The organism is Amycolatopsis sp. NPDC003865 (assembly GCF_053605345.1).
In genome coordinates this window covers 217,628-242,106 of record NZ_JBSGJA010000003.1, presented here as the reverse complement: position 1 = coordinate 242,106, position 24,479 = coordinate 217,628, and the positions used below count along the sequence as shown (strand labels likewise).

General features: G+C 72.0%; 28 protein-coding genes. 9 read left to right on the top strand and 19 right to left on the bottom strand.

Annotated features, from left to right (window positions below; translation table 11 throughout):
* Window positions 1–40: 40 nt before the first annotated feature.
* From ACWEVP_RS09775 to ACWEVP_RS09765, 3 genes are all read right to left on the bottom strand, one after another.
* Window positions 41–142 (bottom strand): 30S ribosomal protein bS22, encoded by a 102-nt coding sequence (locus ACWEVP_RS09775; protein ID WP_007030867.1) that lies wholly within the window; start codon window positions 140–142, stop codon window positions 41–43.
* A gap of 155 nt (window positions 143–297) precedes the next feature.
* Complete coding sequence (locus tag ACWEVP_RS09770; protein WP_013222402.1) at window positions 298–513, bottom strand: helix-turn-helix domain-containing protein; 216 nt, start codon at window positions 511–513, stop codon at window positions 298–300.
* A 182-nt stretch (window positions 514–695) separates the two neighbouring features.
* Window positions 696–1,250: a carboxymuconolactone decarboxylase family protein gene (locus ACWEVP_RS09765; RefSeq protein WP_452062186.1), complete on the bottom strand. Its 555-nt coding sequence runs from the start codon at window positions 1,248–1,250 to the stop codon at window positions 696–698.
* A 41-nt stretch (window positions 1,251–1,291) separates the two neighbouring features.
* On the opposite strand from ACWEVP_RS09765, the gene ACWEVP_RS09760 reads away from it, so the two are divergent.
* Window positions 1,292–1,624 (top strand): winged helix-turn-helix transcriptional regulator, encoded by a 333-nt coding sequence (locus ACWEVP_RS09760; RefSeq protein ID WP_452062185.1) that lies wholly within the window; start codon window positions 1,292–1,294, stop codon window positions 1,622–1,624.
* On the opposite strand, the gene proC is transcribed toward ACWEVP_RS09760, so the two are convergent.
* The 8 genes from proC to ACWEVP_RS09720 form a co-directional block, all read right to left on the bottom strand.
* Window positions 1,612–2,421: a pyrroline-5-carboxylate reductase gene (gene proC, locus ACWEVP_RS09755; RefSeq protein ID WP_452062184.1), complete on the bottom strand. Its 810-nt coding sequence runs from the start codon at window positions 2,419–2,421 to the stop codon at window positions 1,612–1,614. The genes ACWEVP_RS09760 and proC overlap by 13 nt on opposite strands.
* Window positions 2,422–2,632: 211 nt before the next feature.
* Entirely contained in the window at window positions 2,633–3,460 is an 828-nt protein-coding gene (locus ACWEVP_RS09750) for a thioesterase family protein (protein ID WP_452062183.1), read from the bottom strand.
* Window positions 3,461–3,594: 134 nt separating this feature from the next.
* Window positions 3,595–4,407 carry a sugar phosphate isomerase/epimerase family protein gene (locus ACWEVP_RS09745; protein WP_452062182.1) on the bottom strand — a complete coding sequence of 271 codons (813 nt, stop codon included), beginning with the start codon at window positions 4,405–4,407 and terminating at the stop codon, window positions 3,595–3,597.
* A 64-nt stretch (window positions 4,408–4,471) separates the two neighbouring features.
* Complete coding sequence (locus tag ACWEVP_RS09740; protein WP_452062181.1) at window positions 4,472–6,103, bottom strand: hypothetical protein; 1,632 nt, start codon at window positions 6,101–6,103, stop codon at window positions 4,472–4,474.
* Between the two features lie 157 nt (window positions 6,104–6,260).
* A complete protein-coding gene (locus ACWEVP_RS09735) occupies window positions 6,261–7,244 on the bottom strand; it encodes a Ppx/GppA phosphatase family protein (protein WP_452062180.1) in 984 nt (327 codons plus the stop codon).
* A gap of 112 nt (window positions 7,245–7,356) precedes the next feature.
* Window positions 7,357–8,046, bottom strand: a complete 690-nt coding sequence (locus ACWEVP_RS09730; protein ID WP_086680214.1) for a response regulator transcription factor — start codon at window positions 8,044–8,046, stop codon at window positions 7,357–7,359.
* Window positions 8,043–9,284 carry a sensor histidine kinase gene (locus tag ACWEVP_RS09725; protein ID WP_452062179.1) on the bottom strand — a complete coding sequence of 414 codons (1,242 nt, stop codon included), beginning with the start codon at window positions 9,282–9,284 and terminating at the stop codon, window positions 8,043–8,045. Before ACWEVP_RS09725 ends, ACWEVP_RS09730 begins: the two co-directional genes overlap by 4 nt.
* Before the next feature lie 145 nt (window positions 9,285–9,429).
* Window positions 9,430–10,302 (bottom strand): oxidoreductase, encoded by an 873-nt coding sequence (locus ACWEVP_RS09720; RefSeq protein WP_452062178.1) that lies wholly within the window; start codon window positions 10,300–10,302, stop codon window positions 9,430–9,432.
* A 67-nt stretch (window positions 10,303–10,369) separates the two neighbouring features.
* Here ACWEVP_RS09720 and ACWEVP_RS09715 point away from each other — a divergent pair, with 67 nt between their 5' ends.
* Entirely contained in the window at window positions 10,370–11,008 is a 639-nt protein-coding gene (locus ACWEVP_RS09715) for a DNA-binding response regulator (protein ID WP_452062177.1), read from the top strand.
* Window positions 11,005–11,880, top strand: coding sequence for a hypothetical protein (locus tag ACWEVP_RS09710; RefSeq protein WP_452062176.1), 876 nt, complete (start codon window positions 11,005–11,007; stop codon window positions 11,878–11,880). Before ACWEVP_RS09715 ends, ACWEVP_RS09710 begins: the two co-directional genes overlap by 4 nt.
* Window positions 11,881–11,883: 3 nt before the next feature.
* Here the strand turns inward: ACWEVP_RS09710 and ACWEVP_RS09705 are convergent, their stop codons facing one another.
* The 7 genes from ACWEVP_RS09705 to ACWEVP_RS09675 form a co-directional block, all read right to left on the bottom strand.
* Entirely contained in the window at window positions 11,884–12,633 is a 750-nt protein-coding gene (locus ACWEVP_RS09705; protein WP_452062175.1) for a phosphoglyceromutase, read from the bottom strand.
* Window positions 12,634–13,270: 637 nt separating this feature from the next.
* Window positions 13,271–14,137 carry a DUF4349 domain-containing protein gene (locus tag ACWEVP_RS09700; protein ID WP_452062174.1) on the bottom strand — a complete coding sequence of 289 codons (867 nt, stop codon included), beginning with the start codon at window positions 14,135–14,137 and terminating at the stop codon, window positions 13,271–13,273.
* Between the two features lie 70 nt (window positions 14,138–14,207).
* Window positions 14,208–14,711 (bottom strand): YbjN domain-containing protein, encoded by a 504-nt coding sequence (locus ACWEVP_RS09695; RefSeq protein WP_452062173.1) that lies wholly within the window; start codon window positions 14,709–14,711, stop codon window positions 14,208–14,210.
* Window positions 14,708–16,012: a D-inositol-3-phosphate glycosyltransferase gene (gene mshA, locus ACWEVP_RS09690; protein ID WP_452062172.1), complete on the bottom strand. Its 1,305-nt coding sequence runs from the start codon at window positions 16,010–16,012 to the stop codon at window positions 14,708–14,710. Before mshA ends, ACWEVP_RS09695 begins: the two co-directional genes overlap by 4 nt.
* Window positions 16,013–16,028: 16 nt before the next feature.
* Window positions 16,029–16,844: an alpha/beta fold hydrolase gene (locus ACWEVP_RS09685; RefSeq protein WP_452062171.1), complete on the bottom strand. Its 816-nt coding sequence runs from the start codon at window positions 16,842–16,844 to the stop codon at window positions 16,029–16,031.
* Between the two features lie 3 nt (window positions 16,845–16,847).
* Window positions 16,848–18,023: a L,D-transpeptidase gene (locus ACWEVP_RS09680; RefSeq protein ID WP_452062170.1), complete on the bottom strand. Its 1,176-nt coding sequence runs from the start codon at window positions 18,021–18,023 to the stop codon at window positions 16,848–16,850.
* Window positions 18,024–18,182: 159 nt separating this feature from the next.
* Window positions 18,183–19,238, bottom strand: a complete 1,056-nt coding sequence (locus tag ACWEVP_RS09675) for a UDP-N-acetylmuramate dehydrogenase (RefSeq protein ID WP_452062169.1) — start codon at window positions 19,236–19,238, stop codon at window positions 18,183–18,185.
* 24 nt (window positions 19,239–19,262) lie between these two features.
* On the opposite strand from ACWEVP_RS09675, the gene ACWEVP_RS09670 reads away from it, so the two are divergent.
* The 5 genes from ACWEVP_RS09670 to purU all read left to right on the top strand — a co-directional run bounded on the left by ACWEVP_RS09670 (window position 19,263) and on the right by purU (window position 22,705).
* Complete coding sequence (locus ACWEVP_RS09670) at window positions 19,263–19,769, top strand: DUF2505 domain-containing protein (protein ID WP_452062168.1); 507 nt, start codon at window positions 19,263–19,265, stop codon at window positions 19,767–19,769.
* Complete coding sequence (locus ACWEVP_RS09665) at window positions 19,748–20,542, top strand: class I SAM-dependent methyltransferase (RefSeq protein WP_452062167.1); 795 nt, start codon at window positions 19,748–19,750, stop codon at window positions 20,540–20,542. The genes ACWEVP_RS09670 and ACWEVP_RS09665 overlap by 22 nt, the downstream gene beginning before the upstream one ends.
* A gap of 63 nt (window positions 20,543–20,605) precedes the next feature.
* Window positions 20,606–21,307, top strand: a complete 702-nt coding sequence (locus tag ACWEVP_RS09660) for a DedA family protein (protein ID WP_452062166.1) — start codon at window positions 20,606–20,608, stop codon at window positions 21,305–21,307.
* On the top strand, window positions 21,204–21,815 hold the full coding sequence (locus ACWEVP_RS09655; RefSeq protein WP_452062165.1) for a maleylpyruvate isomerase family mycothiol-dependent enzyme: 612 nt from the start codon (window positions 21,204–21,206) through the stop codon (window positions 21,813–21,815). Before ACWEVP_RS09660 ends, ACWEVP_RS09655 begins: the two co-directional genes overlap by 104 nt.
* Window positions 21,816–21,838: 23 nt before the next feature.
* Window positions 21,839–22,705 (top strand): formyltetrahydrofolate deformylase, encoded by an 867-nt coding sequence (gene purU / locus ACWEVP_RS09650; protein WP_452062164.1) that lies wholly within the window; start codon window positions 21,839–21,841, stop codon window positions 22,703–22,705.
* Between the two features lie 20 nt (window positions 22,706–22,725).
* Here the strand turns inward: purU and ACWEVP_RS09645 are convergent, their stop codons facing one another.
* A complete protein-coding gene (locus ACWEVP_RS09645; RefSeq protein WP_452062163.1) occupies window positions 22,726–23,775 on the bottom strand; it encodes an NAD(P)-dependent alcohol dehydrogenase in 1,050 nt (349 codons plus the stop codon).
* Window positions 23,776–23,865: 90 nt separating this feature from the next.
* Here ACWEVP_RS09645 and ACWEVP_RS09640 point away from each other — a divergent pair, with 90 nt between their 5' ends.
* Window positions 23,866–24,477: a TetR/AcrR family transcriptional regulator gene (locus tag ACWEVP_RS09640; protein WP_452062162.1), complete on the top strand. Its 612-nt coding sequence runs from the start codon at window positions 23,866–23,868 to the stop codon at window positions 24,475–24,477.
* Window positions 24,478–24,479 lie beyond the last annotated feature (2 nt).

Sequence of the window (24,479 nt, the reverse complement as noted above, 5' to 3'; positions counted from 1 at the left end):
TCCAGAGACTGGACGGGCCACGGCTGCGCACGGCTGGGTCTTACTTGCCGGCCTTACGACGCTGCACTCGCGTGCGGCGAAGCAGCTTGCGGTGCTTCTTCTTCGACATGCGCTTGCGGCGCTTCTTGATCACAGAGCCCATGGGCGCTCCTTAGGTCGTCGTCGGTCACGCTGCCCGGCGCAGCGTCCAACGGGTGGAGCGCACAGGCACGAGCGGTTTTCCAGGTTACTCGGCACCCTTCGCGGGCCGGTCAGCGGGCACGTCGTAGCCCGGCGTGCCGCTGGCCGCGAGTGGTTTCAGCCCACGTCGTAATACGCACCCTGGAGGTACTCGTGCACTGCTTTTTCCGGCACCCGGAAGGACTTCCCGACCCTGACGGCGGGCAGCTCACCCGAGTGCACGAGACGGTAGACGGTCATCTTGGAGACCCGCATCAGCGTGGCCACCTCGGCGACCGTCAGGAACTGGACCTGCCCGACAGCCGGCAGATCCTCCTTCTTGTTCGGCGACATGTTTACCGCGTCCTTCGACACGTGTCGCGCCACGAGGCTTCCCCACCTGTGGTATCGACACGCACGTGCTCTATCGAGAGTAGCGGGACTGGTGGGACTAATGCGACGCCTGTCACCGAGATGGGCTCCTACCAGCGCTAACGCACAGGCACCCGCGCGTGCAAGACCGCGGGAATCGCCCATTACGGCGAATCCGGGCGCGCGGTACCCGGCTCGAGGGGCAGCCGCAGGGCCCGGACGGTGAACGAGATGGCGTGGTACCACCCGCAGACGAGCAGCAGGTCGAGGGCGCCGTCCTCCCCGGCCGCCGCGACGAGGTCCGCCCAGGTCCCGTCGGCCAGGTCGGCGGTCGCGTGCAGTTCGTCGACGGCGGCCAGCACCGCGCGGTCGGCCGCGTCCCAGCACTCGTCGGCCGGGCCGCCGGCGGCGAGCGAGCGCACCTGCTCGGCGTCGAGACCGGCTTTCCCCGCGAAAGTGGCGATGTGGACGCCCCATTCGTAGTCGGCGCCGCAGAGCGCGGTCGTGCGGTCGATGACCAGCTCGCGCTGCCGGACGCTCAGCGCGGACTCCCGCGAGAAGTAGTACCGCCCCCAGCCGGCGACGCCCTCGGCCAGCGCCGGACGGCGGGCCCACACGCGGAAGAGCGCGATCGGCGGCCCGAGCCGTTCGAGCACGTCGGCCGTCTCGGCGTCGAACGGCGGCTCGAGGGGCGCGATCCGCTTCGATTTCAGAGGCATACCGGGCACGCTAACATCGGTGCTTCGGAAAGGAAAGCACGATGACCCCACTCCCGGGCCGCCCCGTCCGCGGCTCGACCACCGGCCGCCCGGTCATGGCGCTGCTCGACCTGCTCGGCAGGCGGTGGACGCTGCGGATCCTCTGGGAGCTGCGCGACGACGCGAGGCTCACCTTCCGCGAACTCCAGCAGCGCTGCGACGGCGTCTCGTCGAGCGTCCTGGCCACCCGGCTGCGCGAACTCGGCGAAGCGGACCTCGTCGACCACGCCGGCGACGGCTACACCCTCACCGACCAGGGCAGATCGTTGTTCGGGACGCTGGTGCAGCTCGACGCCTGGGCGGCAGGCTGGCGGCCGCGCGCTCAGCCTTCGTGAGCCTTGCCCAGCTCGACGGACCGGTCCTTCGCCGCCTCGATGGCCGCCAGCAGGGCCGCGCGGACGCCGTGCTTCTCCAGCTCGCGGATGGCGTTGATGGTGGTGCCCGCGGGCGAGGTCACGGCCTCGCGCAGCAGCACCGGGTGCTCCTCGGACTCGGCCAGCATCTTCGCCGCCCCGACGGCCGACTGGATGATCAGCTGCCCGGCGAGCGCGCGCGGCAGGCCGAGCAGGATGCCGGCGTCGATCATGGCCTCGACCAGGTAGAAGAAGTAGGCGGGCCCGGAGCCGGACAACGCGGTCACGGCGTCCTGCTGCGCCTCGGGCACCTCGACGACCTGGCCGACGTGCGAAAGCAGGTCGCGCACGACGGCGAGGTGCTCGGCGGTGGCGTGCCGGCCGGCGGAGATGGCGCTCATGGCCTCGCCGACCAGCATCGGCGTGTTCGGCATGACCCGCACGACGGGGACGCCGTCGGCGAGCCGCCGCTCGTACAGCGAGGTGGGCAGGCCCGCGCACAGCGAGACGACGAGCGAGGTCGGCCCGAGCAGCGGCGCGAGTTCGTCGAGCACGGGCTCGATGTCCTGCGGCTTCACGGCGACGACGAGGACGTCGGCCCGCTTGGCGGCCTCCTCGACCTCGACCCCGCGGACGCCGTAGCGCGCGGTGAGCTCTTCGACGCGCGCCGGGTACCGCTCGGTGAAGAGCAGGTCGCCCGGCTCGTGGCCGCCGTGCAGCAGCCCCGAGAGCAACGCCTCGCCGATCTTTCCCGCACCCAGCACCGCGATGACCGTCATGGCGTAAAGCGTGCCAAACGCGCCTCAGGCCCCCGGTGCCGGGGCGAGGCCGAGCTGCCTGCAAGCGGCGGCAAGCCGGTTCCGGCGGCTCGGTGCCGGAACCCGCCCGTTCGACCCTCCGATGCCGGGGTGAGCCCGAACCGCCGGGCCCGCGAGCCTCGGAGCCGCGCCGGAATCCCAGGTCCGGCGGAAACCCGCCCCGGCCGCTGCCTCAGGCCCCCGGTGCCGGGGCGAGCCCCAGCTGCCGGGCCTGGCACACGAGCCGCCCCTGGGAGTCGACCACCGTCGCGTCCGAGTCGAACCACGACTCGTGCACCGACCGGGACTCCACCACCACCCGCAGCCACCCCGGGGCCGGCCGCGTGCGCAGCAGCGCCGTCAACTGGACCGTCGGGGCCCAGCCGATCCGCCCCAGGTTCATCACCACCGGCGGGTTGACGTCGGACGCCAGCAGCGTGAAGAACGGGTCGACCAGGCCGTGGCGCGGCCGCACCCACAGCCGCATCCGGGGCGGCTCGCCGGTGCGCCCGGCCAGGTACCCGGCCGTCGCCGGGTCGAGGCGGACCTCGCACCCCTTGGCCAGGTGGAACGGCCCTTCGGTGCTCTCGGCCATGGCCAGCGCGCCCGGGGACGGCTCGGCGGGCATCGAGGGCACGTCCGTCCACTCCGGCCGGCGCATCGGCAGCCGCCCGGTCGTCACGCGCGCCTCGACGCAGCTGCGGCCGCGCTGCTCCAGCCGGACCTCGACGACCGTCGCGCGGCGGCCGACCTTGCGGACGTCGGTGCGCAGCAGCACCGGGCCCAGCGCGAGCGCGTGCAGGAACTCCGCGCTGACCACCAGCGGCTCCGCGTGCGGCTCACCGCGCTCGTGCAACGCGGCGATCGCCGCGCGGGCCAGCAGGGCCAGCAGGAAACCCCCGTGCGGGTGCGAGCCGATGGCCCATTCCGCACGCAGCACCGCGGTGAAGGTGCCGTCCCCCAGCGACCGCGCCGCACTCGCCGTGTCGAAGGACACGGCGGTGCCGTCCGCTCCGCTCACGAACGCGCCGTGCCAATGGGGAAATCCGGGCAGGTGACGATCAACGAGCGCGACGGTTTCACGGTCCGAACTTTACGTGTTCGCCCCGGGTAAATGGACCCGGGAGTAGTCGTGTCCGTGGTGAACGTGCGCAATTACTGCCCGAGGTGGAATCGCGCGAACAGCAATGCCTCCGCCAGATCACGGACCCGCTGGGCGCCGGTGACGGCGTGCCGGGTGTTGATCTCCAGCACGATCTGGCCGCCGAAACCGCTGCTGACCAGCTTTTCCAGCAGCTCGGCGCAGGGTTGGCCGCCCCGGCCGGGCACCAGGTGTTCGTCCTTCGGGAGGCCGGTGCCGTCCGCCAGATGGACGTGCGAGAGTCCTTCTCCCATCCGCTGCGCCAGCGCGAGTGCGTCCATCCGGGCTGCCGCTGTGTGGGACAGGTCGAGCGTGTAGTGCCGGAAACCGACGTCCGTCGGGTCGATCGAGGGCCGGAACGCGGAGACGCGCGAATTCTTCGAACCGCCGGGCGGGCGCACCTTGAACATGTTCTCGACGGCGATTTCGACGCCGCTGGACTCCTCCAGCTCGTCGACGAGATCACCGAAGACGTCGCCGTAGCGCCGCTGCCACCGGAACGGGGGGTGCACGACGACGGTCCGCGCGCCGAGCTCCTGCGCGGCCTCGACGGACATCCGCAGCCGCACGACCGGGTCGGGCGACCAGATCCGCTGCGTGATCAGCAGGGAGGGCGAGTGGATCGACAGCACGCGCACCCCGGTCCGGCGCGACCACCGGCGCAGGGCGCTGACGTCCTGGCTGACCGCGTCGGCCCACACCATGACCTCGACGCCGTCGTAGCCGAGCTCGGCGGCGAGCTCGAAGGCGGTCCCGGCCTTGAGGGGCCACACGGACGCCGTGCTGAGCCCGACGGGGACCGGCTGCTCGTCTGTCACGCGCGCCATCCTGCCTCGTCACCGAGGGTGGGAGGAGGAAGGGGGACGCGGATCTCACCGCGTCCCCCGCGCGTCAGCGTCCGACGAGCAGCAACGCCGCCGGTGACACCGTCACGACCAGGCCGACCAGCACCGCCAGCACGGTGGTCTGCAGGTCTTCGGCGCGGCGGATCTTCCGCACGATCCAGACCAGCGCGACGACCACCAGCAGCGCCGCCACCAGCGCGGCCGCCGGGATGTTCACCCACAGCCAGTTGAAGCCCAGCCACACCGCCGCGCCGCCGACGACGCCCAGTGCCAGCTGGCCGGCCAGCGCCAGCCACGCCTTGCCCGGCGAGGCCGCGGCCTCGGGCTCCGCGACCGGCTCGGGCGCGTCGTCGTACTCGTCGTCCTCGTAGCCGTCGGCCTGCTCGTAGCCGTAGTCGTCCTGCTCGAAGTCCGGGCCGCCGTCGGGGTAGCCGTCGGCGAACTCGCGCTCGTACGGCGCCAGGTCGTCCGGGATCGGGGCCCGCGACGCGCGGTCGCCGGGTGCGAACGGCATCGGTGGCGGGTACGCGCCGGTGGGCGGCCCCGCGTCGTAGGCGGCCTGGTAGCCGCTGCTCTCCGGCGCGAAGCCGTCGGGCTCGAAGTCGTCCTCGGGGTAGCCGTTGTCCGGGGTCTCGCCGGGCACCACCGGCATGACGCCGATCTCGGTGTCCTCGAGCTGCTCCTTCTGCCGGCGCTTGCGCCAGTTCGCGAGCCCGCCCGGCGTCGACGGCTCGTCGGGCTTGGCCGGCGGCGCGGGCGGCGGCGGGGGCTGCTCGTGCGCGACCGCGTCGAACTGCTCGGTGTAGGCCTCCTGCTGGGGCTGCGGCCGGCGGGCCGGGCCGCGGCGCGGGCGCCCGGGCGCGGCCGGCGGCGTCGGGAACTTCCCGCTGGCCATCGGGGGCGGCGGGACGTCGACGTCGGCGTCCGGGGTGCCGTTGAGGCCGTCGAGCCGGGCCGACAACGGGCCGCCGGACGGCGGCGGCGTCGGGAGCTGCTGCGACGGCTGCGGCGGCGGGACCGGCAGCTGCTGCGACGGCGGGGTGGGCCGGCGCCGGACCGGCGGGACGGCCCCGCGGGTCTCTTCGGCCGCCGGCGGCGTCGGCAGCTGCTGGGACGGCTGCGGCGGCGGGACCGGCAGCTGCTGCGACGGCTGCGGGGGCGGCGGCTGGCGCCGCGGCGCGCGCGGCGGCACGGGCAGCTGCGCCGAGTCCTGCGGACGCGAGAACTGCCCCGACTCCTGCGGCGGCCGGGAGAACTGGGTCGGCTCCTGCTGCGGCGGGCGCGCGTACTGACCGGACTCGGCGCCGCCGGGAGCGGGCCGGGCCGGCGGGGGCGGCGGGACCGGCCGCGGCAGCGGCTGCGAGTCCTGCGGGACCGCGCGGGGCGCGGGCGGCGGCGGGGAGGGCGGTTCGGCGCGCCGCCGTCCGGTGGGCCGGTTCGGCGGGGGCGGCGTGCCTTCCGAGGCGACGCGGTCGATGATCGCCTGCGGGCCGGTGTCGCTCACGCCGGGACGGCGGTGCGAGCCGGTCGCGCCCGGGGTCTCCGGGGTGGCGGGCTCGTCGTCGTCATCGGCCGCACGCCGTCGGCGACGGCGACCGCCGTCGACCTGGGCACCGTGCTGGGCGAGCAGCTCGGCCACGGTCTTCTGCGGCTGGTCGCCTCCGGTCTGGTCCGTCATACCTGGTCGTCCCCTGCGCGCTCTGGGTTCTCGGCACTCGGCGAAGCGGTACCTGACGGCACGCCGGCGGCGCCGCGCGCGCTGTACGCCGTCCTCTGCATGTCCGTCACCTCTCCACCGTGCCCGTTGTCCGTCCGGGAAGTCCAGCCGCGTGCTTTCACCGGTCCTCCTGTGCGCCGAAGCGCCCCACGAGGGCGGCTCCAGTCTCATCCGCGCCGTTCGAATGGTCCAGCCGCCGCAGGATGACACCCTCTCGCAGAGCCCACGGGCAGATCTCGAGTTCGGCCAAACCGAGCGCCCGCATCGTGGCCTGCGCGACGAGCGCACCCGCCACCAGCTGGTGTGACCGGCTCGGGCTGACGCCCTCGAGCTGGGCCAGATCGGCCGACGTCATCCGCGAGATGAAGGCCAGGAGCTGGCGCAACGCGGTGTCCGTGAGCGTACGTCGGACGCGCGGGCCCGCGGCGGAGGGGGCGGCGCCGGTCAGCCGGGCGAGCGACCGGAACGTCTTCGACGTGGCGACGACGCGGTCGGGTTCACCCCATTTGGTGACCTTCCGGGTGAGGTCGGTGAGCTGGTCGTCCAGCCACGCCGACGTGGCGACGAGTTCGGAGCGCGTCGGCGGGTCGTGCTTGAAGCGGGTGCGCGTGGTGCGGCCGGCGCCCAGCGGCAGCGATTCGGCAAGGACGGGCTCTTCGTCGCGGCCCATCGCGATCTCCAGCGAGCCGCCGCCGATGTCGAGCACGAGCAGCTGGCCGGCGGACCAGCCGTACCACCGCCGGACGGCGAGGAAGGTGAGCCGGGCTTCGTCCACACCGGAAAGGACCCGCAGCTCGACGCCGGTCTTGTCGGCCACGCGGGCCAGGACCTTGGCGGAGTTCTTCGCTTCGCGGACGGCGGAGGTGGCGAACGCCATGACTTCTTCGCAGCCGAGCCGCGCGGCGGCGTCCTTGGCGGACTCGACGGCGGTGACGAGGTCGTCGGCGCCGGCCTTGCTGAGCTCGCCGTTGGGGGTGAGCTGCTCGGCCAGCCGCAGCACGGACTTCTCGGAATGCATCGGCGTCGGGTGGGCGCCACGGTGGGCGTCGACCACGAGCAGGTGGACGGTGTTGGAACCGACGTCGAGTACCCCTAGGCGCACGGGGGTCCAGGGTACCGGCCTCAGCGTCAGGTCTCGAACTTGTAACCGAAAACACTCGGTGCGGTACCGCTCCGGCGCGCCTCCACACCGGCGGTACCGCACCGAAAGGGACTTATGTCTCGAACTTGTAGCCCAGGCCGCGAACCGTGACGAGGTGCCGCGGCGAGCCCGGGTCCGGCTCGATCTTGGACCGCAGCCGCTTCACGTGGACGTCGAGCGTCTTCGTGTCCCCGACGTAGTCCGCGCCCCACACCCGGTCGATCAGCTGCCCGCGCGTCAGCACCCGGCCGACGTTGCGGAGCAGGTACTCCAGCAGGTCGAACTCCTTGAGCGGCAGCGACACCTCGGCGCCGTCCACGGTCACGACGTGCCGCTCGACGTCCATCCGGACCGGGCCGGCCGAGAGCACCAGCGGGGCCAGCTCGCCGTCCGTGCCCGGCTCGCCGCCGCGGCGCAGCACCGCCCGGACCCGCGCGATCAGCTCGCGGGCCGAGTACGGCTTCGTCACGTAGTCGTCCGCGCCGAGCTCCAGGCCGACGACCTTGTCGATCTCGCTGTCGCGCGCCGTCACCATGATCACCGGCACGGCCGAGCGCTGGCGCAGCTGCTTGCAGACGTCGGTGCCGCTCATCCCGGGCAGCATCAGGTCGAGCAGCACGATGTCGGCGCCGTTGCGGTCGAACTCCTCCAGCGCGGCCTGGCCCGTCCCGGCGACGGCCGCGGTGAACCCTTCCTTGCGCAGCAGGAAGGCGAGGGGGTCGGCGAACGACTCCTCGTCCTCGACGATGAGAACCCTGGTCACAGGTTTCCTCCATGATCTGGGCTGTCCTGCCCGGTAACCACGAGCCTCGGGGTGCGCTCGGGGGTCTTCTCCTGCCGCGGTGCCGGCGAGGTCTTGGCGGGCCGCGCCGGCTCGGTGGCCGGCTCGGGGCTGACGTGCGCGGGGATGCGCAGCGTGAACGTCGAGCCGGTGCCCGGACGGCTCCACAGCCCGACCGAGCCGCCGTGGTTGGCCGCGACGTGCTTGACGATCGCCAGGCCGAGCCCGGTGCCGCCGGTGGCGCGCGAGCGGGCCTTGTCGGCGCGGTAGAAGCGTTCGAACACGCGCTGCTGCTCGTCCTCGGCGATGCCGATGCCGCGGTCGGTGACGGCGATCTCGACCATCCCGTCGGCGAGCCGCCTGCTGATCGAGACCGGGCTGCCGGCCGGCGAGTACGCGACGGCGTTCTCCAGCAGGTTGGACAGCGCGGTGACCAGCAGCGTCCGGTCGCCCTCGATGAGCAGGCCGCTGGGGGTGTCGGTGGTGACCCGGATGTCGGCCGACTCGGCCGAGAGCGTGGTCCGGCCGAGCGCCTCGCGGACGACGGCGTCGACCTCGACGACGTTGAGGTCCGGCAGCCGCTCGGCGCCCTGCAGGCGCGACAGCGCGATCAGCTCGGTGACGAGCTGGCCCAGCCGCGTGGACTCGCGGAGGATCTTGCCGCCGAAGCGGCGGACCTCCTCGACGTCCTCGGCGGCGTCGAGCACGGCCTCGGTGAGCAGCGCGATCGCGCCGACCGGGGTCTTGAGCTCGTGGCTGACGTTGGCGACGAAGTCGCGGCGGACGGCCTCCAGCCGGATGGCCTCGGAGTGGTCGACGGCCTCGACGACGGTGAAGCCGTCGCCGAGGGGGCGCACCTGCCCGAGCACCGCTTCCGGCTGGCGGCCGCGCGCTTCGAGCGGCGAGAGATCGATTTCCAGCGGCTCGTCGGTTTCGACGACCTGTTCGGCGGCCTTGCGGGCGCGCGGGTCGGCCTGGTTGACCTTCACCAGGCCCAGCTCGTAGGCGCGCGGGTTGTGCAGCACCATGTCGCCGAACCGGTTGAGGACGACGACGCCGTTGTTCGACGACCGGACCAGCCGTTCGAGGAGTTCCGCGACGGTCGGGCCCGGCGGCCGGGCCACTTCGCGGCGGGTTCGAGCCCGCGCGGCGAGGTAGCCGACCACCGCACCGGCCACCAGTGCCCCGATGGCCAGTGCGAGGGAAACAGGCGTGGTCACAGGCCGATCGTAAGCTGAGAAGTGGCCCTTCGGCCTAGCGTTGTCCGCCTAGTCGTGAGCACCGCGACACCTGGCGAGGACATGTTCGCCGGTGCTTCAGCCCGCGTTCACCCGATCGATTCCGCGGCGAGACATTCCGGGTGAATCACCCGGCGGCGTCCAGGGTCTTCAGATCGTCGTCGGTCAGCCGCAGGGCGGCCGCGGCGACGTTCTGCTCGAGGTGCGCGACGTCGCCGGTGCCCGGGATGGCGAGCACGTGCGGTCCTTGGTGGAGGGTCCACGCGAGCCGCACCTGGGCCGGGGTGGCGTCGTGCCGGCGCGCGACTTCGGCGACGCGCGCGTCCTCGCCCGTGCCGCTCGCGACGGCGAAGAACGGCACGAAGGCGATGCCGTGCTCGGCGCACATCCGGACGATCTCGTCGTCCTCGCGGCGCGCGGTGAGGCCGTACTGGTTCTGGACGCAGACGACCGGCGCGATCTCCAGCGCTTCGACCAGGTGGTGGGGCCCGACGTTGGAGATGCCCAGCTCGCGGATCAGGCCCTCCTCGCGCAGCTCGGCGAGCGCGCCGAAGCCGTCGGCCAGCGAGCCCTCACCGCGGTCGAGCGCCTGGCCGATCCGGTAGTTGACGACGTCGAGGTGGTCCAGACCCAGCTGGCGGAGGTTCTCCTCGACCTGGGCGCGCAGCTGGTCGGGCCGGGCGGTGTAGAAATCGCCGGTGAAGTCGCGGCCCGGCCCGACCTTGGTGGTGATGGTCAGGTTTTCGTAGGGCGCCAGGGCGCTGTTGATCAGCTCGTTCGCCGAGCGCGGCCCGGCGAAGTAGAAGACGGCGGTGTCGATGTGGTTCACACCGAGCTCGACGGCGCGGCGCAGCACGGCGATCGACGTCTCGCGGGCGCGGATGCCACCGTCCGAAGTGGACATCAGGCGCATCGCGCCGAAGCCGAGCCGGTTGACTTCGAAGGAGCCGAGCTGCCAGGTGCCCGCCGCGGCGGCGGGGAGGGTGGTGTTCGTGGTCATGGCTCCAGCTTTCCGGCCGGGTGCCGGTGACCTCCGGGTTTGGCAGTTTGCTGCCACACTGGAATGCGTGGAGAGAGTCAGTGACGTCGTCGTGGTGCGCGGGGAAGCCGAGCTGTTCGAGCGGACGGCTCACCTGTTCGCGACCGCGACCGAGATCTCGTGCGCGGCCCGCGACCTGCACACCTGGTCGGTGGCGCACCCGAGCGCGCCGGACCGGGAGCAGGCCGTGCGCACGATGTCGGTGCGCAAGATGTACCTGCCCGGTGTCCTGTTCGACCCGGCGCTGGCCGAGCACCTGCGGTTCATGGCCACGCAGGGTGCGCGCATCCGGATCACCGAGCGCGAGGTCAACGAGACGATCCTGCTGGACCGGCGGATCGCGATCGTCGCGGGCGACCACGTCGGCGGAGTCCGCAGCTACACCGTCGTCAGCAGCCCGGAGCTGGTCCAGGGCATCCAGTCGCTGTTCGAGGCGGCCTGGGCGGGCGCCACCGACCTCGAGTCGTACCAGGCCCGGTTCACCGAGCTGGGCGCGCGGGAGATCCTCGAGCAGCTCGCGTCGGGCTGCAAGGACGAGACGGCGGCCCGCGCGCTCGGCGTCGGCCTGCGGACCTACCGGCGGCGGGTGGCGGAGCTGATGGAGGTCCTCGGCGCGTCGTCCCGGTTCCAGGCCGGGGCACGGGCGCGCGAGGCCGGGCTCCTGTGAGGCGAGCGCTCCTGGCGCTGGCCCTGACGACCTCGGCGTGCACGTCGGCCGTCTCCGGCACGGCCACGCCGCTCACCGGCAACCTCGCGCTCGTCAACGGGCCCGGGACGGCCGCCGCGCTCGACGCCGTGAAGGCGGCGGCCGAGGCGGTCTTCAGCTACGACTCGGCGAACCCGGCTGCGTTCGACCAGGCCGTCGCGGCGAACGTCACGGGAGCGGCGAAGGAGCAGCTCACGAAGCTGTTCGACACGATCCGGAAGAGCCCGCAGCCGGTGCGCCTGACCACCCGCGTGGTGCGGAACGCGGCGCTGGAGTTCACCGGCGACCGCGTCCGGGAACTGGCGGTGCTGGAGCAGGCCAACGGGACGTCGAAGGGCCTGGCCACGGCCGCGTTCACCGCGGCGCGGACCGGCGGCCGCTGGCAGCTTTCGGACCTCGCGCTGAACCCGGCGCAGCCGCCGCCCGCGCCGCATCCGGACGACGGCTCCCTCGCCGGCCTGCGCGACTCGGCGCTGGCCGGGGCCCGCGCGGCCGCCGCGGCGCTGCTGACGACCGACAGCGGCGACCCGGAAGGCTCCTACGCGCGGGCCGAAGCGGTCGTCGCCGAGCCGTTGCTGACCGACTACCGCGCGAAGAAGGCGACCTACGTCGCCGCGATCCGCCAGAGCGGCACGAAGGTCGTCCTCGGACCGGACCCGCTGGCCGGCGTCACCGCGCTGACCGGCGGAACGGCGACGGTGCTGTTCTTCACGACGCTGAAGGTGACCGGCCCCACCGGCACCGCCGACCGCCCGTTCACCACGGAGCTGGACTTGATCCGCGTCGGTCCGGGCTGGAAGGCGACCGCGGTCAGGACGGTCACCGCGTCGTGAAGGTCAGCGGCCCTGGTTGGCGACCGCGGCCGCGGCCTCCTTGGCGGCCTCGGGGTCGAGGTACTCCCCGCCCGGCTTCACGGGCTTGAGGTCGTCGGTGAGGTCGTAGCGCAGCGGGATGCCGGTCGGGATGTTGAGGCCGGCGATGTCGGCGTCGGAGATCCCGTCGAGGTGCTTGACGAGCGCGCGAAGCGAGTTGCCGTGCGCGGCGACCAGCACGGTCTTGCCCGCGCGCAGGTCCGGCACGATCTCGGACTCCCAGTACGGCAGCAGCCGCTCGACGACGTCCTTCAGGCACTCCGTCAGCGGGGCGTCGTCGCCGAGGTTCGCGTAGCGGGCGTCGCCGGCCTGGCTCCACTCGTCCTTCGGGTCGATCGCCGGCGGCGGGGTGTCGTACGAGCGGCGCCAGAGCATGAACTGCTCCTCGCCGAACTCGTCGAGGGTCTGCTTCTTGTTCTTGCCCTGCAGCGCACCGTAGTGGCGCTCGTTGAGCCGCCAGTCGCGCTTGACCGGGATCCAGTGCCGGTCGGCGGCGTCCAGCGCGATGTTCGCGGTGGAGATCGCGCGGCGCAGCAGCGAGGTGTGCACGACGTCCGGCAGCAGCCCGGCTTCGGCCAGCAGCTGCCCGCCCTGGCGGGCTTCGCCCTCGCCCTGCTCCGACAGCGGCACGTCCACCCAGCCGGTGAACAGGTTTTCCGCGTTCCACGTGCTCTGCCCGTGCCGCAGCAGCACCAACGTCCCGAGTTCAGCCATGGGCCCCAGCCTGCCATGACGGACCACGGCGCTCACTGGTGACCTCGCGTCCTACACAGAGTGTGTTACTACGGAGTAACACCTCACTCTTCGACAAGTCCGAGCGCCAACAACGCGCAAAATCCTCGCGTCAAACTGCACACCGTTATCGCCGCGAGTGAAGTTCACTCGAACGGACTAGTGGGTAGTCTTGTGATTACAGGTCGAGATCTGACAGGTTTGCTTACGTCCCGAGCGGCCGGATTCCACGCACTCCCCGGCCGGTTTCGGGCTCCGACCGCGGCTCGTCTCCCCCCTGCCGAGCCGCGGCCCGCCGGCCCCGTTGGCATCCCCCTCGTCACCGGGTCCTGATCGGCGGGAACTTCAGCGGGGCGGCTCGAGATCGCGACTCCCCCTCCCTCGAGCCGTCCCGCCTGTTCCACAACAGGCCACAAAGGACCGCAACAGGCCGAAGGCCGAAGGCCGCACGAGAAGGCCGAAGGCCGCACCTAGACCTCCCCCGAACCTCGTCCCAGCCGCAGTCAGCACCGGAAACCCGGGGTCAAGGGTGAGCGAAGCTCATCGCGAAGCGACGCCGAAGGCGCCCTTGAGGCTGGGTTTCCGGTGTTGAACAATCGAAGACGAGGAGCGGGAGAACTCAGCCCTCGACAGGAGACGGCCGAGAAGCCCGCCGACGCCGGTTAAGCCACCAAGCACCCCAAGCAAGCGGCCCCACGATCAGCAGGAACGGCGCCACGGCCCCAAGCACGGTCAACAACCCGCCCCCAAAGGTCAAGAACGCATCCCACCCCCCAGCCAGCCCACCAAGAAACCCACTCCGGTCCTCCGACGGCGGCGCGGGCGCAACCACACTCCGGATGCTCATCGAAACGGTCGCCATCGCGACACTCCCGGCGAGGGAGTTCCGCTGCTGCTCCAACGACTCCAAAGCCGACTCGCGGCTGGTCAATTCGCTCTCGATCGACGTGATGTCCGACACGGAAGTCGCCTGCGAGAGCAGCGCACGGATTCGCTCGACGGACTTGCGCTGCGTCGTCAGCCGCGCCTCGACATCAACCACCTGCTCAGTGACGTCCTGAGTGTTCAGCTCTCGCTTGACCAGCGAAGAGCCCAGGTGCGACAGCTGGTCGAGCACCGGGTCCAGCCGCTCGGCGGGCACCGCCAGCGACAGCGTCGCCGACTGGTCGCCCGTGCTCTCCTGCCCGGTGTAGCCACCCGCGCCCTGCGCGATCCCCCTGGCCTGCGCGACGACGTCGACGACCTTGGTGGCGGTCAGTTCCAGCCGCGCGCTGCGCGAAAGCTTGCGTTCGGTCGCGCCGGGCTGCGGGGCCGCGACCTTCGATTCGGCCTTGCCCCCGGTCCCCTGCTGTGGCGCGGCCGGGACCTTCGCCACCCCGCCGGCACTGTCCGCCGTGGACGATGCCCCGTTCTCCGCCGCCGAGCAGCCGGCCAGTGCGAAAACCGCCGCCGCGCCCGCGAGCGCCGCTCTCCATCGAGTCCGCATCCTGCGTCTCCCTCCAGTTTCGACTGGCGGTGAGACGGATGTCCGGTTCAGGGCCGTTGCACGGCCCGGGTCACGACTCGGTCAAGCCCGGGTCGCGCGGCTCCGCGAGGTGCTTGAACGCCTGGAGGTTGGCCAGCGACTCGCCGCGGGAGACGCGCCAGTCCCACTCGCGCTTGATCGACGTCGCGAAGCCGATCTCCAGCAGCGTGTTGAAGTCGCCGTCGGCGGCTTCCAGCACCTGGCCGAGGACCTTGTCCAGCTCGTCGGCGGACATCGTCTCCTTGCCGAACCTGCCGACCAGGTAGATGTCGCCGAGACTGTCCACTGTGTAGTGAACGCCGTAGAGCTTCGCGTTGCGCTGCAACAGGAACCGGTAAACGTCCTCATGGGACTCGTCGGGTCGGCGGCAGACGAAGGCCTCCACCGAGAACGCGTGGTCGCCGTCGACGAGCCAGGCGTTCGTCTGCAGCTTCTTCGTGCCGGGCAGCGTGACGAAGTACTTGCCGGGACCGCGTTTGTCGTACTTCAGCTCCGCGGAGTCCAAAGTAGACTGGATCAGCTGGTCCAAGCTCACACCGCCACCTCCGCGCGCAGTTCCAGCGCCTGCCGGAACGCGCTGGTGGCCTGAGCATAGATGTCCAGCAGCGCGTCCGTCGTACGGCGCCAGGAGAACCGCCGCGCGTGCACGACGGCGTTGGCGCCCAGTTCGGCCCGCCGGTCCGGGCGCAGGGCGACGGCGGCCAGCGCGTCCGCCCACTCGTCGGCGCCGTGGCCGGGCACCAGCAGGCCGGACACGCCGTGCGGCACCGCCACCGGCAGGCCGCCGACCTCGGCCGCGACCACCGGCGTCCCGCAGGCCTGCGCCTCCAGGGCGACCAGGCCGAACGACTCGTTGTAGCTGGGCACCGCGACGACGTCGGCGGCGCGGAACACGCGGGCGAGCGCTTCCCCCGGCTGCGGCGGCAGGAACCGCACCTGCCGCTCGATCCCCAGCGAAACCGCGAGCTCGCGCAGGGCCTGCGGCTGTTCCAGCCCGGTGCCCGACGGCCCGCCGACGACCAGCACGACCAGCCGCGGGGCCAGTTCGGGGCGCCGCCGCAGCAGGGCCGCGGCGGCGTGCAGCAGGACGTCCGGCGCCTTCAGCGGCTGGATCCGGCCGGCGAACGCCAGCACGACGTCGTCTTCGGCGAGGCCGAGGACAGCGCGCGCGGCGGCCTGGGAGCCCGGCGTGAAGCGGTCGAGATCGACGCCCGGCGGCACGGCGTGCACCGCATGGGGCTCGGCGTCGTAGAGGTCGACGAGCTGGCGCGCCTCGACCGCGGTGTTGGCGACCAGCCGGTCGGCCTCGGCGACCACCTGCTCCTCGCCGATCACCCGCAGCCGCGGCTCCGGCTTGTCGCCGTCGGCGAGCGCGGCGTTCTTGACCTTCGCCAGCGTGTGCGCGGTGTGCACCAGCGGCACCGACCAGCGGTCGCGGGCCAGCCAGCCGACCTGGCCCGACAGCCAGTAGTGCGAGTGGATGAGGTCGTAGTACCCGGGTTCGTGGAACGCCTCGGTGCGCAGGACACCGGAGGTGAACGCGCACAGCTGGGCGGGCAGCTCGTCGCGGCCCAGCGGTTCGAACGGCCCGGCCTGGACGTGCCGCACGGTCACGCCCGGCGCCAGCTCGGCGACCGGCGGCTGGTCCGACGCCGTCGCGCGGGTGAAGACCTCGACCTCGACGCCGCGGCGGGCCATCTCGGTCGCCGTCTGGCTGATGTATACGTTCATGCCGCCGGCGTCGCCGGTGCCCGGCTGTTCGAGCGGCGAAGTGTGCACGGACAGCACGGCGATCCGGCGTGGGGCGGCGTCGAACCCCCGGGTGGAGCTGGTCACCTGGTCGTCTCCTGCGTCAGCATTCCTCGGCGAACTGCCGCAGTACCGCGTCGAACTCGTCCGCGGACTCGGCGAAGGGCGCATGCCCCCCGTCAAGGAACCAACGCCCGACGGCGCCCGGAATCTTCCCGAGGGCGTGCTCGGCCGCCGAGGGCTCGATCACGCGGTCGGCCGTTCCGTGCGCGACCAGGGTCGGCTTGTCCAGCCTGACCAGCACTTCTTCGCTGCCGATGTCCCGGCGGAACAGCGCCGAACGGACCGCGGGCGGCACGCTCAACGAAGCGCCGAGGAGGGCCTGGGCCTGCGCGCCGGGCACCGGCCGGGCCACCATCCCGCGGCTGAACTCGGTCAGCGCGGGGACCGCGATGTCCGGATCGTCCGAAAGCATCGCGCGCATGTGCTCGCGCATCAGCGGGCCGACGCGGCCGCCCGGCCGGTCGCGGCCGATCTCGGTGATGGCGCCGACGAGCACGGCCCCGCGCAGCCGTGCGGTGCCGTGCACCCGGATGTGGTCGGCGAGCACCAGCCCGCCGTAGGACCAGGCGACGACGATCGCGGCCGGGCCGGCGAAGTCGAGCACCGCGGCGAGGTCGTCGGCCCAGGCCACCGGGTCGTCGTAGCCCGCCGCCGGGACGTCGGAGGCGCCGTGGCCGCGAAGGTCCATCGCGACCAGCCGGAACCGCTCGGTCAGCGCGGGGTCGGCGAGCTGCGCGGCCCAGCAGCCCGCGGACTGCGCCCAGCCGTGCACGAACACGATCGGCCTGCTGTTCTCGGCTCCTTCGACCCGCAGGCCGAGCCGGACCCCGCCGTGCCCGACGACTTCGGTGCGCACGGCTTACTTCGCTCCCAGCGACTTCCAGGCCGCCCAGCTGTAGTTCCAGTCCTTGACGTCCGAAGCCATCGGCGGGCCGAGCTTCGAGCCGGTGATCTCGACCGGGTCGCCGACCAGCGCGGAGTCGAAGTAGTCCTTGGCGTCGGCCTCCAGGAGGTTGACGCAGCCGTGGGAGTTGTTGTTCTTCCCGATGTTGGCCGCGTTGTCCTGGTTCTCGTGGATGTACTCGCCGTGGTTGGAGAACCGGCAGGCCCACTTCTTGTTGACGTTCGTGTAGCCGTAGCGGGCGTTGTCGAAGACGGCCGTCGGCTCCTTGCTCATGACCATGTAGGTGCCGTTGGGCGTGTTGCGGTCGACCTCGGCGTCCAGGCCGTTCGCGCACGGGTAGCTCTTGACCTGCGACCCGTTGCGGTAGACGACCATCTGGTGGTCCGGGGTGTTGACCTTGACCACCTGGTTCCGGCCGATCTTGAACTTCGTCGTGACGTCGGCCTTGCCGTAGGCGCCGCCGCCGAGGTCGACGCCGTAGAGCTTCGCCTCGACGTTCACGGTGATGTTCTGCGGCCAGTACTCCTTCGGCCGGTAGTCGACCTGGCTGTCCGACAGCCAGCCCCAGGCGCCTTCGATCTCCTTGTCCGTCTTCACGGAGAGGGCTTTCTCGACCGCCTTGCGGTCCTTGACCGGCGACGCGAACTTGACGCTGATCGGCATGGCCACGCCGACCTGCTGGTTGTCGGCGGGGTTGAGCGTGGCGCGGACCTGCTTGGCCGGGTTGATCGTGGTGAACGTGCCGGTGAGCTCGACCGGCCTGCCGTCGGTGCCGGTGGCCTTGGCCGCGTAGGTGTAGGTCTTGCCGTAGCCGAGGGGCTCGGAGCTGGTCCAGGTGAGCCCGTCCGGCGCGGTGTCGCCCTTGACGGCCTTGCCGCCGTCGGCGGTGACCTTGCACTCGGTGAGCTTGCCGTCGGCGACCTTGACGGTGACCGGCTGGAGGACCGAAGCGTCCTTGGCGTTGACGGCGGGTTCGGCCGTGATCTTCGCCACGGGCTGCGCGCCACCGCCGTCGGCACCGGCCGCGCCGGTCGGGAACGCCGTGCCGTCGTTCGTGCTCGAACACGCCGCGGCGACCAGGGCGGCCCCCGCCGCGAGTGCGGCCTTGAAGACCGTGCGCCGTTCGATCACCGAAACCTCCCGAGTTCCCCCACTGACCAGCAGGGCACACGCCCATAGCGCTGGTGGCCCGCTCGACGTTACCGCCCGATTGGTGAAGACCATCCGATCAGGTGGCTACGTCTTTGTCGACAAAGACGTCTCATACACGTCCAGGTTGCCCGGTTCGGCTCAAATGACGCAGTTGATCAAGAGCGGTTCGGGGTGCAACCGGACGCCGAACCGGGCGAAAACGCCGTCGCGGACCTCGCGGGCCAGCGCCAGCAGGTCGTCGGTCGTGGCGTCGCCGCGGTTGGTGAGGGCGAGGGTGTGCTTGGTCGACAGCGAGACGCGGTTCCCCGGCCCGGGGTACCCCTTGGCGAAGCCGGCGCGCTCGATCAGCCAGGCCGCCGACAGCTTGACGCCGCCCTCGGCGGGGTACTGCGGCGCGTCGGCCCCGACGCTGCCGGCGATCCGCGCCAGCACGGCCTCCGCCTCGGCCGAGGGGACGATCGGGTTGGTGAAGAACGAGCCCGCGCTCCACGTGTCGTGGTCGTCCGGGTCGAGCACCATGCCCTTGCCGCGGCGCAGCTTCAGGACGGCTTCCCGCGCGTCGGCCGCCGGGACGCGGGCGCCGATCTCGACGCCGAGGGTGCGGGCCAGTTCGGCGTAGCGGATGGGCGCGGAGAGGCCGTCTTCGCGGATCTCGAAGCGGACCGACAGGACGACGCCGGTGTCGGTGCCCTTCAGGACGCTGGTGCGGTAGGCGAAGCCGAGGTCGTCGGCCTTGAGCGTGCGCACTTCGCCCGTCCGCCGGTCGTACAGCTCCAGCGAGACGATGGATTCCGCGACTTCGCAGCCGTACGCGCCGACGTTCTGGATCGGCGTCGCGCCGACGCTGCCCGGGATGCCGGAGAGGCATTCGAGCCCGCCCAGGCCCGCTTCGACCAGGCCGGCGACGAACGCGTCCCAGTTCTGGCCGGCCTCGACCTCCACGACGTCACCGTCGCGCCGCCAGCCGGTGTTCGCCACCTCGACGAGCGTGCCGTCGAACCCCGCGTCCGCCACCACCAGGTTGGAGCCGCCGCCCAGGAGCAGCACCGGCTCGCCGGCGGCGTCGGCGTCGCGGACCGCGGCGACGAGGTCTTCGCTGGTCACGGCGCTGACGAACCGGCGGGCGGGGCCGCCGAGACGCAGCGTCGTGTACGCGGAGAGCTTCGGCGGTGCGGGAGTACGGGCGGTGTTCACGCGTCTGACGGTACTGTCCGGCTCATGGGATCCCGGATCGAGCACCGCGCTGAGTACTCCGCCGACGTCGCCGCGACGTACGCGGCGGTCGCGGGCGAAGACGCGCTGCGCGCGCGGCTCGAGCAGCTCGGCGGGCACGGCGCGGCGCTGCTGTCGTACGAGGAGTCCGGCACGGACCTGCGGTACGAGCTGCGGCAGGGCATCCAGGCGGAAAACCTCCCGCAGGCGGTCCGGACGCTGCACAAGGGCGATCTGATGGTGACCCGCACGCAGACCTGGCGCGTGAGCAACGACGGCACCGGACGGCAGGGCAACGCGACCGTCGAGGTCGGCGGCGTCCCCGGCGAGATCGCCGCGCGGACCGCGTTGCTGGCCAACGGCGCCAAGACGGTGTTCCGGACCAGCGGCGAGGTGACCATGCGGGTCCCGTTGTTCGGCAAGAAGCTGGAGGCCGTCATCGCCGAGCAGGTCATGAAGCTGCTCGAGCGCGAAGCCGAATTCGCGGCGAAGTGGCTCGCGGAAGCAAACTGAGCCCGGTCGGCGCGCCGACCCGCGGCACGACCAACCCGAACCGCCTCCGCCGGGTCGACCGGTGGATCACGTACTCCCCCGCGACGACCCGGTTGCTGCGCGCGGCGGAGTCGCCGCTGGTCGTCGACCTCGGGTACGGCGCTTCCCCGGTGACGACGGTCGAGCTGGCGCGGTGGCTGCGGCGGGTCCGGCCGGACGTCCGGGTCCTCGGTCTGGAGCTGGACCCGGCGCGGGTCGCGGCCGCTCTGCCCGCCGCGTCGCCGCCGCTGCTGGACTTCCGCCGCGGGGGGTTCGAGCTGGCCGGGACGCGGCCGGTGCTGGTGCGCGCGTTCAACGTGCTGCGCCAGTACGCGGAGGACGAGGTCGGTGGCGCGTGGGACCTCGTGCTGGCTTCGATGGCGCCGGGCGGTCTGCTGGTCGAGGGCACGTGCGACGAGATCGGCCGGCTGTCGACGTGGGTGCTGGTGTCTTCGGCCGGCCCGGTGTCCTTGACGTTGTCGCTGCGGCTGGCGGGGCTGGACCGCCCGTCGACGGTGGCCGAGCGGCTGCCGAAGGCGCTGATCCACCGGAACGTCCCGGGTGAGCGGATCCACGCGTTCCTGTCCGCGCTCGACACCTGCTGGGCGACGGCGGCGCCGCACCAGGCGTTCGGGGTGCGGTCCCGCTGGCTGGAGACGGTCCGGCTGCTGATCGCGCGCGGCTGGCCGGTCCCGGACCCGCGCGTCCGCCCGGGCGAGCTGACGGTCCCGTGGTCCGCGGTCGCGCCCGCCTGAACGTTCACCGGGGCACCCCCGCTGCGTCACCCCGAAGTGACCTGCGGTGATCACCATTGAACCGTGGAACTCCTGGGGCACGTCACCGAGCTGCTGCGCGGCGCGCTCGGCTCGCCGTGGCTGTGGGTGCTCGTCTTCGCCGTGTCGGGGCTGGACGCGCTGCTGCCGTTCATGCCGAGCGAGACGACCGTCGTCACCGTCGCGGTGCTGCTCGGGCCCGATCTCGCGGACCTGACGCTGCTCGCCGCCGTCGCCGCGACCGGCGCGTGGGCCGGTGACTGCCTCGGGTACGCCGTCGGCCGGCTCGCCGGGCCGCGGGCCATCGCGCGGCTGCAGCGCGGCGCCGACGGGCACCGGCGGTACGCATGGGCCCGTGACCAGGTGCGGCGCAACGGCGGGCTGCTGATCGTCGCCGCGCGGTACCTGCCCGGCGGCCGCGTCGCCAGCGCGCTCGCGAACGGCAGCCTCGGCTACCCGCTGCGCCGGTTCGTCCCGCTCGACCTGGCCGGCGCGGCGATCTGGGCGGTGTACAGCGTGCTGATCGGCCTGGCCGGCGGCGCCGCCTTCGCCGACGAGCCGGTGAAGGGCTTGCTGCTGTCGTTCAGCCTCGGCTTGGGCCTGGTCTTCGCCATCGAAGCGGGAAGGCGGCTACGGTCGGCGCATGCTCGAAGCGATCGACGTCCACGCGGACGCGCTGAAGCGGGCGGCGCTGAAGGCGGGTCCGGCGGCGAAGGTGCCGAACTGTCCGAAGTGGACTGTCCATGACCTGGTGACGCACATCGCGTTCGTGCACGGCCTGGTCGTGGGCCTCGCGGTGAACCGGCCGGCCGAGCCGGCTCCGCCGCCGGCGTGGGACGACGTCCTCGGCTGGTGGGACGGCCAGCGCCTGGCCCTGCGCGAAGCACTGGGCCGGGACCCCGGAGCCCCCGCGTTCTCGCCGTACCCGGGCTTCGCCGTGACGGTCGGCGACTGGACCCGCCGGATGGCGCACGAAACGGCGATCCACCGCCTCGACGCCGAATCCGCCCTCCCCGACCCGGCGCGGACCCGCTTCTCCCCCGAGTTCGCCGGCGACGGCATCGACGAGTTCCTGACCTACCTCGTCCCGCGCCGCGGCTTGACCGTCGGCGTGCGGGTCACGACGCCGGAGCGGACGTGGACCGTCGGCACCCCGGCGACCGAGGTGTCCGGCGAAGCCGACGACGTCTACCGGGCGCTGTACGGCCGCCCTCACCAGGCGGCGATCAGCGGGGACCGGCTCCCGGCGGTCTGACCGGCGCGGGGGAGAATGCCGTCGTGACCGCTCCCGAACGCCGCTACGTCATCACCTTCGGCTGCCCCGACCGCACCGGCATCATCGCCCGGATCTCCGGGTTCCTCGCCGAGCACGGCGGCTGGATCGTCGAGGCGGCCTACCACACCGACCCGGACACCGGCTGGTTCTTCACCCGCCAGGTCGTCCGGGCCGACTCGCTGCCGTTCGACGCCGACGGGCTGCGCGCCCGGTTCGCCGAAGTGGCCGCGGACCTCTCGGCGGAGTCGAACTGGCAGGTCAGCGACACCGGTGAGCGGCGGCGGGCGGTGGTCCTCGTTTCGAAGGCCGGGCACTGCCTCTACGACCTGCTCGGCCGGGTCGCGTCCGGCGAGCTGGACGTCGACATCGCGGCGGTGATCGGCAACCACGAGTCCCTCGCGGACATCACCCGCGCGCACGGCATCCCGTTCCACCACGTGCCGTTCCCGGCCGGGGGCAAGGAAGAAGCGTTCGAGCAGGTCCGCAAGCTGGTCGACGAGCACGACCCGCACGCGGTGGTGCTGGCCCGGTTCATGCAGATCCTCCCGGCCGACCTGTGCCGCGAGTGGGCCGGCCGGGCGATCAACATCCACCACAGCTTCCTGCCGTCGTTCATCGGCGCGAAGCCGTACCACCAGGCCCACACGCGCGGCGTGAAGCTGGTCGGCGCGACGTGCCACTACGTGACGGCGGACCTCGACGCGGGCCCGATCATCGAGCAGGACGTCATCCGCGTCGACCACGGCGACTCGGTCGAGGACATGGTCCGCAAGGGCCGCGACATCGAGAAGGTGACGCTGGCCCGCGGCCTGCGCTGGCACCTGGAGAACCGGGTGCTGGTGCACGGCAACCGGACAGTGGTGTTCTGACGCGGTTGCCGTGCTCTTCCTCAGGCGCCGATCGTCTTGGCGTCGATGACGAAGCGGTAGCGGACGTCGGAGTTCTCGACGCGCTCGTACGCCTCGTTCACCTGGTCGGCCGAGATCGTCTCGATCTCCGCGCCGATGCCGTGCTCCGCGCAGAAGTCCAGCATCTCCTGGGTCTCGGCGATGCCGCCGATCATCGAGCCGGCCAGCACCTTGTTGCCGCCCAGCAGCGAGAAGGCGTTGTAGTTCAGCGGCTCGCCGGGCGCGCCGACGTTCACCATCGCGCCGCCGACCTTCAGCAGGCCGAGGTAGCTGTCGATCGGCAGCTTGGCCGAGACGGTGTTGAGGATGACGTCGAACTTGCCCTTCAGGACGTCGAACGTCGACTCGTCGCTGGTGGCGTAGTACTCGGAAGCGCCCAGCTTGAGCCCGTCCTCCTGCTTCTTGAGGCTCTGGCTCAGCACGGTCACCTCGGCGCCCATCGCGGCGGCGATCTTGACGCCCATGTGGCCGAGCCCGCCGAGGCCGATCACGGCGACCTTCTTGCCGGGGCCGGCGCCCCAGTGGTGCAGCGGCGAGTAGGTGGTGATGCCCGCGCACAGCAGCGGCGCGGCGACGTCGAGGTCGATGCCTTCCGGGATGCGGCAGACGAAGGCGTCCTTCACGACGATCTGGTTGCTGTAGCCGCCGTAGGTGTTCTCGCCGTCGAAGCCGACGCCGTTGTAGGTCTGGACGTTGCCCTTGACGCAGAACTGCTCGGTGCCGGCCAGGCAGTACTCGCACTCACCGCAGGAGTCGACCATGCAGCCGACGCCCACGCGGTCGCCGACCTGGTACTTCGTGACGTCCGACCCGACCGCGGCGACGACGCCGGCGATCTCGTGGCCCGGGACCATGGGGAAGATCGCCTGGCCCCAGTCCTCCTTGGCCTGGTGGATGTCGCTGTGGCAGATGCCGGCGTAGGCGATGTCGATCAGCACGTCGTCCGGACGCAGGTCACGGCGCTCGATCGTGGTCGGCGCCAGCGGCGCGCCGGGCGCCGGAGCGGCGATGGCGTGCGTGGTGGTGCTCATGGAACCCTCCAACTTCAAGTACCGTTGCCTCGTAAGAGGCCTCTTACATGGTCTACGTAAGAGGGCTCTTACATATTTCGGACGAGAGATGTGATCCAGGTCATGGGCGGCAAGTACCACCACGGCGACCTCCGCGGCGAACTCGTGCGCGTCTCCCTGGATTTGATCGCGGAGCAGGGGTTGGCCGGCTTCTCGGTCGCGGAGGTCGCGCGGCGGGCGAAGGTCAGCCCGGGCGCGCCCTACCGGCACTTCGCCACCCGCGAGAGCCTGCTGGCCGAGGTCGCGGCGAACATCGCCTGCCAGCTCGCCGAACGCGTCGCTTCGGCGGCCGGCGAGCACGAGGATCCGGTGGACGCCCTGGCCGCGGCCGCGGGCGCGTACACGCGCTACCTGATCGAGCGCCGGGCGGGGATGAACATCATCTACGCCGAAGGCCTGCACGGCCCGGAACACGTCGTGCTGCACGAGCAGACCCGGCGGCTGACCGACGAGTTCCTGCTGCGCTGCCTGGTGGTCGCGCCGGACCCGCCGACGGCGCTGGAGCTGATGGAGCAGCTGTTCACGCAGGCTCACGGCTACGGCACGTTCCAGCTCGACGGCGTCTTCGTGAAGCACGGCTACTCGGTCGACCTGGTGGTGAAGAAGTCGTCGGAGGCCGCGCGGGTCGCCATCGCGGGCCGGAATGTCGGTGGTGGGCGCTAGCT